This window comes from Arcticibacter sp. (assembly GCF_045629565.1).
In the GTDB taxonomy this organism is placed as follows: Bacteria; Bacteroidota; Bacteroidia; order Sphingobacteriales; family Sphingobacteriaceae; genus Arcticibacter.
Genome location: NZ_JAZQRL010000027.1, coordinates 59,358 through 68,145, shown reverse-complemented (window position 1 = coordinate 68,145; position 8,788 = coordinate 59,358). Strand labels below are relative to the sequence as shown.

At 45.9% G+C, this 8,788-nt stretch carries 6 protein-coding genes and 1 pseudogene; all 7 read left to right on the top strand.

The window, feature by feature from the left end; all coding sequences use genetic code 11:
- Positions 1-289, top strand: a pseudogene (locus ACKI5J_RS02945) (hypothetical protein); the annotation flags it as partial.
- Between the two features lie 38 nt (positions 290-327).
- The gene (locus ACKI5J_RS02940) at positions 328-795 is read left to right on the top strand and encodes a tetratricopeptide repeat protein (protein WP_407426343.1); all 468 of its coding nucleotides are present in this window, start codon (positions 328-330) and stop codon (positions 793-795) included.
- Position 796: 1 nt separating this feature from the next.
- Entirely contained in the window at positions 797-1,117 is a 321-nt protein-coding gene (locus ACKI5J_RS02935) for a hypothetical protein (protein ID WP_407426341.1), read from the top strand.
- 275 nt (positions 1,118-1,392) lie between these two features.
- Positions 1,393-3,432, top strand: coding sequence for a glycoside hydrolase family 3 protein (locus tag ACKI5J_RS02930; protein ID WP_407426339.1), 2,040 nt, complete (start codon positions 1,393-1,395; stop codon positions 3,430-3,432).
- Positions 3,433-3,625: 193 nt separating this feature from the next.
- Complete coding sequence (locus ACKI5J_RS02925; protein ID WP_407426337.1) at positions 3,626-4,219, top strand: RNA polymerase sigma factor; 594 nt, start codon at positions 3,626-3,628, stop codon at positions 4,217-4,219.
- Between the two features lie 69 nt (positions 4,220-4,288).
- Complete coding sequence (locus tag ACKI5J_RS02920) at positions 4,289-5,305, top strand: FecR family protein (protein WP_407426335.1); 1,017 nt, start codon at positions 4,289-4,291, stop codon at positions 5,303-5,305.
- A gap of 191 nt (positions 5,306-5,496) precedes the next feature.
- Positions 5,497-8,784, top strand: coding sequence for a SusC/RagA family TonB-linked outer membrane protein (locus ACKI5J_RS02915; RefSeq protein WP_407426333.1), 3,288 nt, complete (start codon positions 5,497-5,499; stop codon positions 8,782-8,784).
- Positions 8,785-8,788: the final 4 nt, after the last annotated feature.

The following is an 8,788-nucleotide window of genomic DNA, read 5'->3' as shown; positions in this document are numbered from 1 at the left end:
CAGCGCGGCTTTCAGTCCCGCAGCACTGGTGGCGGGCTGGCAGGAACCGGGACTTATCCCGCTTGAACAGGCCACAGCAGGCCCCGCAGAAGAACGGCCGAGCCGGATGGTTATAGACTATGCGGGAAACCGGCTGCTGGCGGGTCTTCAGAAGCGTATTGAGCAGCAAGCCAGGACAGGAACGGCGAAACGATTAGCCCAAGAGATACAGCAAAGCCGGAACCTACCTCGGCAGCCTGAGCAGGATGACCATCCGGAAATTGTTAGAGGGAAGAGATTTAAGTTTTAGTTTGGTAAGGGACTCCAACAGTTGCATGACCACCGCTGTTGACTGGATTCCTTATCGCTATTTGGCCCAGCTTCGCAGCCTCCGGGTACCATCGACCATTTCTTCGGAGCGAGGTCCCTACTTTAGCTGAACAGAACGAGATATTAAGGAACTGGAACTTGCCCACGGTTGCGGAATATCATCGAATATCCGCAAATATTGATGAAACAATAAGTTTAATCAAAGTTGAAAAAGCGAAAGACAAGAAATCTGCTTATAACGTTTCCGAATCCAGTATTAACAACTTTGGATATGAGCTGATGAGCTCAGGAAAATTAGCTGATGCCTTAAAGATTTTTTTAGCCAACACGGAACTTTATCCTGCAGGATTCAATACCTGGGACAGCCTGGGCGAGTGCTTGTTAAAATTGGGCCGGAAAGAGGAAGGTTTGGATGCTTACCGGAAGTCACTAAATCTTTCTCCCGATAACAAGAATGCGGTTAAGGTGTTAGCCGAGCATAAGTAAAGTGAATAATGTCACTGCCCTTATTGTTCTCTTAAATGCAACGGCTGTACCGGGCCAGACGAAATTTGACCAGGCTGAAATATTGCGGGCTTCATCAAAAGAAAACCGAATATTGCCGCCATTCATCGGAAGGTTTAAATTTAATGCAGGAAGACCGGATTGGTTTGTAAAAAGCAAGCGTAAGTATATCATTCCATCTTCAAAACTTGGCACACATCACACAGCACTAGTTGTGGCATATCGGAACAACGAATTTGAAGACAATGGTGTTCCTGCTGATGTTTTGGAGATATCATACAATCAGGGACTTATGAAATTGTGATAAAAGACCAAGGTTATAGCGTCGTTAACCGGTATATCATTGAGGTAAGACAGGTATACAGTGGTAAGGAAATACTCACTCGGCCTTAAAAAGGTCAGATTATCGAAGTTCCTGCGGTTTCCAATACAAGTGCGCAATTATTGCAAGCACTTAATACAATCGTGTTGAACTAGCATATAGTTGCTTTTCTTTTGTTAAATTTATTTTTATTGAAATGCGTTTCCAATTTTCCCAAAGATTGTAATTAGGACACTTCTTCCGTAAAGCATGAACATATGAAAATCAGATCACTATCGTCAGTTGTTTGCTTGTCAGTTCTCTTAGCTGCCGGCTGTACCAGAGACTCAAAGGAAGCTGCAGAAGAACAGCCAGAAATCGGCACCAGAACAGCGAAGATATTTCAACTGGACGGGTTGAAATTCAAAGATCTTAGCAAGGACGGGAAGCTCGACCCCTATGAAGATTGGCGGCTGACTCCAGTGGAGAGAAGCAGGGATTTGTTGAGTAAGATGACGTTGGAGGAGAAGGCGGGAATGATACTCATAGCCGACATGCGGATGTTTAATGAGATTTTCATGCTCGACAGGACGGCGGTACAGCAGCCCATTACGAGTGCATTCAACGAAGAGGATGTTTTAGCGGCTAAAAATCAGTTCACAGGCGAGCTTTTACCGCAGCCCCTCATGAGTGCTGTCGGCACTACTAAAGGGGTTTTGCAAAATAAGATGAGGCATTTTATATGGCGAACTACGACTGCACCCGCAGACACCATGGCACGCTGGGCAAACAAGGTGCAGGAGTTGGCGGAGGGTGACAGGCTCGGTATTCCCGTAATTTTTGCATCGAATCCTCGGAATCACCTTTCAGCCGGAGGCATGGGTGCTACAGCTTCAGCTTCTGTAGGTTTTTCAAAATGGCCTGCCGAGATCGGCCTGGCGGCTATGCGTGATAGTGTGATGATTTATAAGTTTGCGAGTATGGCCAGGCAGGAATGGCTCTCTGTCGGATTGCGGAAAGGCTATATGTACATGGCCGATCTTGCCACCGAACCACGGTGGCAGCGGATTGAAGGCAGCCTGGGAGAAGATCCTGAGCTTGCCGCACAAAGCATCTCTGCCCTTGTCCATGGATTTCAGGGTGATTCGCTAAACAAAGAGTCTGTGGCCTTAACAACAAAGCATTTTCCTGGGGGAGGGGCTGCTTATAAAGGCTTTGATCCGCATTACTCTTATGGAAGAAATGCAGTGTTTCCGGGCGGACACTTTGAAGCCAACCTGCTTCCTTTCAAGGCGGCGATCAAGGCGGGAACGTCCTCTATCATGCCCTATTATTCGCTGCCCAAGGGCACGAAATATGAGGAAGTAGCTTACGCATATAACAAAGGTATCTTGCGCGATCTGCTCCGTAGCGAGCTAGGCTTTAAAGGGATTATTAATTCAGATACAGGCCCGATAGAGTCTATGCCATGGGGCGTGGACAGCCTCTCCGTTCAACAGCGGTATATGAAAGCACTAGAGGCGGGTACGAATATGTTCGCAGGTAACGCAGATCCCAGACAGCTTGTTGCGACCTTAAAAGCGCATCCTGAAGTTATGAAGTATGTGGATGAATCGGTTCAATTGCTGCTCACTGAGTTATTTACACTCGGACTGTTTGAAAACCCCTACGTAGATGAAGGAAAAGCAAGGGAAGTTGTTGGTCGGGAAGACTTTGTAAGCGCTGGCAGGGAAGCCCAGCGAAAATCCATTGTACTTCTCCGTAATGAGCAGAATAAGCTTCCACTAAGAAATAAGAAAGTCTATTTTGAAGATTACTACAAGAACTATCACAATCCCGCGCCGGGCGCAGGGCAGGTTTTGACCGACAGTTACAAGGGACTTACTTTCGTCAGCACCCCCGAAGAGGCGGATTTAATATTGCTTTGGCTGAAACCGCTGATGCGTCCGCTTTTTCCGGCGGATCATTCGCCGCTGCGCGTGAATCTTTCGGCTTGTGCCGTTGATGTGGATTATGTCAATGCTTTAACGGCCAAGAAGCCAACCATACTGGTTGTTAATTATTCCAGTCCGTTTGTTATAGACGAGATCTATAATACGGAAACCCAGGGTCGTTTCATTGCTATACTTTCAACCTTTGGTGTGGAGGCAAATGCTTTGCTTGACGTGGTTACCGGAAAGTTCAATCCCACCGCTAAGATGCCTATTACGACCCCCATCAGCCAGCAAGCTGTAGAGAGTAATAAAGAAGATCTTCCGGGATATGATGAAGGAGCAAGCTATGCGCTATTTAAATTCGGCGAAGGTTTGAACTACTGATATCTTTTAACTTGCTGAAACGTTCTACGATTGCACGACGAAAATGTGCTTTTATGTAAAGTGCTTTGGACTTATCGTAGCAAGCCCGTATATTCACTTAAACAACCAATTACAGTCTGCCTGGAAGAACTGAAGCTTTTGGTAAGATTTTGATTATTGTACGCTTTTTATCGATTGATTTAGATAACCGAACATGCATTTCCGGGACGACCATATGTTGCTATCAAGAATCAGGGAGGGTGACGAAAGCGCCTTTACTCTATTCTATGGACAGCATTGGGTTGTTGTACATCGGTTTGTAATGAAGTATGTAAAGTGCCAGGATCTGAGCAATGATGTAACACAGGATATCTTTGTTCGCTTGTGGGAGGGAAGGGCTGATCTTCCTGAGATCTCTTCTCTAAAATCTTATTTGTTTATCACAGCTAGAAATGCAGCATTCAATGTGCTCAAGAAAGCGTCTGTTCAGGAAACCTTAAAAGAGAAGATTGTCCTTGCTGCGGTCGCCAGCCGCAATACCATCGAAGATGATATGCTCTCAGTGGAGTATCTGGACCACTTGAAGAAAGTCGTAAAAACATTGCCTGCACAAACTCAAAAAATATTCAGTCTTTGCAGGGAGCAAGAAAAGAGCTATCATGAAGTATCACAGATGCTCGGTATTTCGAAAGATGCGGTAAAAAAGCATATGGTGAGGTCAATGAAGCTTCTTCGCTTGTCTATTCAAAACGGTTTACACATGCTTTTGTCCGTGGTTATCGTTCTTGCGATAGGCTTGTGCAAATAATTAAATAAAAATCATTTAGGGGGTACCCTCTACCGCATACTCCGGTGTCTTTATAATTGAAGACCGGATATGGACCAACATCAATTTTACAAAAAGCTTCTTGACCGTTATAAAAGCAACCAGGCTTCCCTTGAGGAAATAGAGGTTCTGTTCCACCTGATTAAAACTGGTGAGATTGAACAATCCGTCTTTGAATCCATTGAATCTGGTCCTTTTTTACACGAAGAAATCGCTGGTATTTTGAAAACAGTGCCTGATGTTCAGCCTTTGGTGCCTTCTGTAGTATCGCTTAGAAGGTCACGTTCGGGCTTGTGGAAAGCTGCTGCCGCGATTGTGATTATTATCAGTGTTTCTCTGACGATATACAGTAGAAAACGCGAAATACGCGATATAGTGGATCCCGTCCGACTGGTGCGTGTAGAGGTGCCGTTAGGAAGAGTTCGCAAGCTTGAGCTCTCTGATGGTACGCAGGTATGGCTGAATGCTGGCAGTATATTAGAATATCCCGAGAAGTTTAATAGGGAAAAGCGGGTTCTGACGCTCGAAGGGGAGGCTTTCTTCCAGGTCTCTCATGATGCGAAGAAACCGTTTATTATCCATTCGGGAGAGTTGAATACGGTTGTGCTGGGCACTTCATTTAACGTAAAAACGTACGATGACAGTCCGGCGCAGGTTTCGGTGCGGTCTGGAAAAGTATCTGTTGCGGAACGTGCTGCTGATGAGCTAAAAGGGGGGGATTCAGAAGTGCAGCGTATGGTTGTCCTGACAAAAGATCAGCAGGCGACCTATCTGGGAAAAGAGGGTTTCAACATCCGTAAAGGTGTTCCCGCCGGAGAATATATGGGATGGCAGGAGGGGGAGCTGGTTTTTACCGGAAAAACACTGCTGGAGATGAAGCCGGTACTGGAACGCTGGTATGGCGTGAAGATTCTGATGGACAGCAAGAAGCTGGCAAGCTGTAGAATGGTGGGATCTTATCGTCAGGAGACGCTGAAAAATGTTCTGGAGGCTATGCGTTTTGCATTGAATATAACCTATAAGATCGAAGGGAACAAGGTCACCATCCGTGGTGGTTCCTGCAAATGAGCTTGTAGCAAAGACTAACTAATAATTACAACTTAACCAATTAATCTAACATGCGAAATCATTACACATAGTTACTATGCACGATTCTGGCTTTCAGAAAGTCGGAAGAGAGCGCCCGCAAACACTTTGGTCGGTCGTTGCAGGCGCTTGGGAGTCCAACGAAATATTCTTTCATTAAACATTTCTAATTTATGAAAAATTTAAAGCATACGTTATTTCTTATGTCATTGAATACCGTGCTGTCCATTTTCTTCGTGTGTTTGTCGTCCTTTATGCTTGTAGCGAAGGAAGGCAAGTCACAAAATACTAACGAGGTCAGTATAAAGGTTCCCCGCAGCGGGTCGAACCTGAAAAGCGTGTTTGCCACTATTGAGAAGCAAACGCAATTTCGCTTCTTTTACGACAGGAATATCGTCAACAACGACACGAAAGTCAAGGTGAGCGGCCGCCTGTTGTCGGTAGCAGAAGTTCTGGAGTCGTTGAGCAAGCAAACAGGCTTGGTATTCAAGCAGATAAACAGCACCATATCCGTTAAGGAAGCAGACATTATTCCTGAAAAAGTTGTGGTTAACCAGCAAATGCAAGTGGTGGTAAGCGGACAGGTAACGGATGAAAGAGGTAATACCCTGCCGGGCGTGAGCATCAAGATCAAGGGGGCGGGGGGCGGCACGAGCACAGACCCGACCGGGCGATACCGGATTTCGGTTGCCGGACCCGAAAGTGTGCTTATTTTCAGCTTCATAGGTTTTGTACCGGAGGAACGGACGGTAGGAACATCAAACGTGTTGAATGTGAGCCTTAAGGAACAGCTCACCAACCTCAATGAAGTGGTGGTCATTGGTTACGGAACACAGAAGAAGGCGGATGTAACCAGTGCGGTGACCAGCGTTAAGGCCGAAAACTTTGTAAGGGGTGCGGTAAAGGATGCGGGACAGCTGTTGCAGGGGAAGGTTGCGGGATTGGCCATTGCCACACCGAGCGGTGACCCGACAGCTTCTACGCAGATCCTTTTGCGTGGTACAGCTACATTGGGAACGAGTGTCCAGCCTCTTATTTTGGTGGATGGAATTCCGGGTGATCTGAATACGGTCGCGCCTGAGGATATCGAAAGCATGGATGTTTTGAAAGATGGATCCGCCGCAGCGATATATGGAACCAGAGGTACAAATGGTGTTATTTTGATAACAACAAAGAAACCTAGTGGAACAATTGAACCAACAATCGATTATAACGGTTACGCCAGCACTCAGGAGTTCGCGAATCTGCCCAAAATGCTTAGCGCCGCTGAATATAAGGAGAGGCTTCCGCTCCAGGATCTTGGCAGTAACACCGACTGGGTTAAGGAAGTCAGCAGAGGAACTCCACTTAGCAACGGTCATAATATCTCTTTGAGAGGGGGTAGCTCGAAGACTAACTACGTTGGGACACTCGGCTATCGATATTTTGAAGGTGTTTTTCTGAAATCTGACAATCGCACGATTAACGGGAGAATAGATGTAAACCATAACATGTTCGACAACAAGTTGAAGTTAAACTTCAACGTTCTGAACACGGATAACAAATATAACAGTCTTGGCAGTGGCAGCAGCTTTAATAACACGGTCTGGAGGCAGGTACTCGGCAGAAATCCGACCGCCCCGATAAAAAATGAAGACGGCACCTGGCAGGAGCAGACAGCTATAGCCGGGTACGAAAATCCGCTTGCTTTATTGAATGAATCGTATGGAGAAAACCAGTCTCAGACTACCCGTCTTAGCGGAAGTATCGGCTGGACGCCAATCAGCGGGCTACAACTTAAAGCTTTGGTATCCAGAAGTAAGCTCAACAGCGAATTCGGTTATGCGGAAACCAAGCAGCACATATCAACCGTACGTGACGGGAGGCAGGGTTACGCGTCAAAGAGTAGTGGACAGAGCATAGATAATCTTTTTGAATTCACGACTCAATACAGTAAGTCGCTTAACGGACATAACTTTTCGGCCCTGGGCGGATATAGCTATCAGCATAATACCAGTCAGAATACCGGAATGCAGAACCTTGATTTCCCTGCAGGAAATTTCTCTTATATCGACAATATCGGTCAGGGTACTGCGCTTCGCAACGGTTTATCGTCGCTTAACAGTGGAAAATTCGCCTCTAACCTGATCGGGTTTTTCGGAAGGCTGACCTATAACTATCAGGAGAAGTATCTGCTGACAGCGAACCTGCGGCATGAGGCTTCATCCCGTTTCGTAGGCACCAAAGACCCCTGGGGTACTTTTCCGGCTGTGTCCGCAGGATGGAGGATAAGTAAGGAGCCGTTTTTGAGCAATGTTAGGTTTCTGGATGACTTGAAATTACGTGCCGGATACGGTGTTACCGGTACTGCACCTGACGATCTTTTTCTGGGAGTAAGTCAGCTCGGTTATACTGACCCGATAACGGGCCGGGCAATCACTTATCTGATTAATGGAGAGTGGATTTCCGGGTTGAGTCCGATTAGCAATCCCAATCCTTATCTGAAGTGGGAAGTAAAGAAAGAAACCAACGTAGGTTTGGATTTTACGATTCTGAAGGGCAGAGTAGGCGGAACGGTGGACTACTATTACCGTCGTACGAATGGTCTGCTGTATGATTATCCGGTTCCTTCACCTCCCAACTTGTACAGCTTTACAAAGGCGAACGTCGGAGTGATGCAGAATACAGGTGTTGAAGCTTTACTGAACTTTCAACCGGTGCAGAAAAAGAAGTTCTCCTGGTTCTCCAGTATCAACTTCTCCACTAATCGGAATAAACTGGTTTCGCTCTCCAATGACTTATACCAGACCACAAACAACTTTATTAACGTAGGATTCACCGGATCACCAGTGCAAACCTATACCCACCGGGTAGAAGTAGGCAAGGAGATCGGCAATTTTTACGGCTACAAGATTGTTGATATTAACGAAGATGGCAGCTGGGTGTATGAAAATAAGGATGGCGAGTTATCCAACACCAAGGAGGAAGCGGATAAAAAGGTCCTGGGTAACGGACTACCGAAGTTTTATGCCGGGTGGAATAACAATTTCACTTACGGAAACTTCGATTTGGGGATTACGATGAGGGGGGCTTTCGATTATCAGATTTTGAACTTTCAACGTATGTACTCTGAAGTTCCGGGTTTCTCTTTATACAATCAGCTAAGTTCCGCTTATGATAAGGTGTTCGGGAAAGCTGTTCTTAATAAGAATATTCTTCCTGAATATAACAGCTACTATATTGAGAACGGTGATTTCTGGAAAATTGACAATATTACGCTTGGTTATAGGCTCAACCTGCCTTCGCAGCATTTCAAGTCTGCGAGGATTTATGTGTCAACCCTGAACACCTTTACAATTACCGGTTACAAGGGAATGGATCCTGAAGTTAACCGTTTAGGATTGTTCCCGGGCAACGATGACAGGGACAAGTATCCTACTACGAGGGTTTACACGCTGGGTTTAAGTCTTTCTATTAACTAATCAA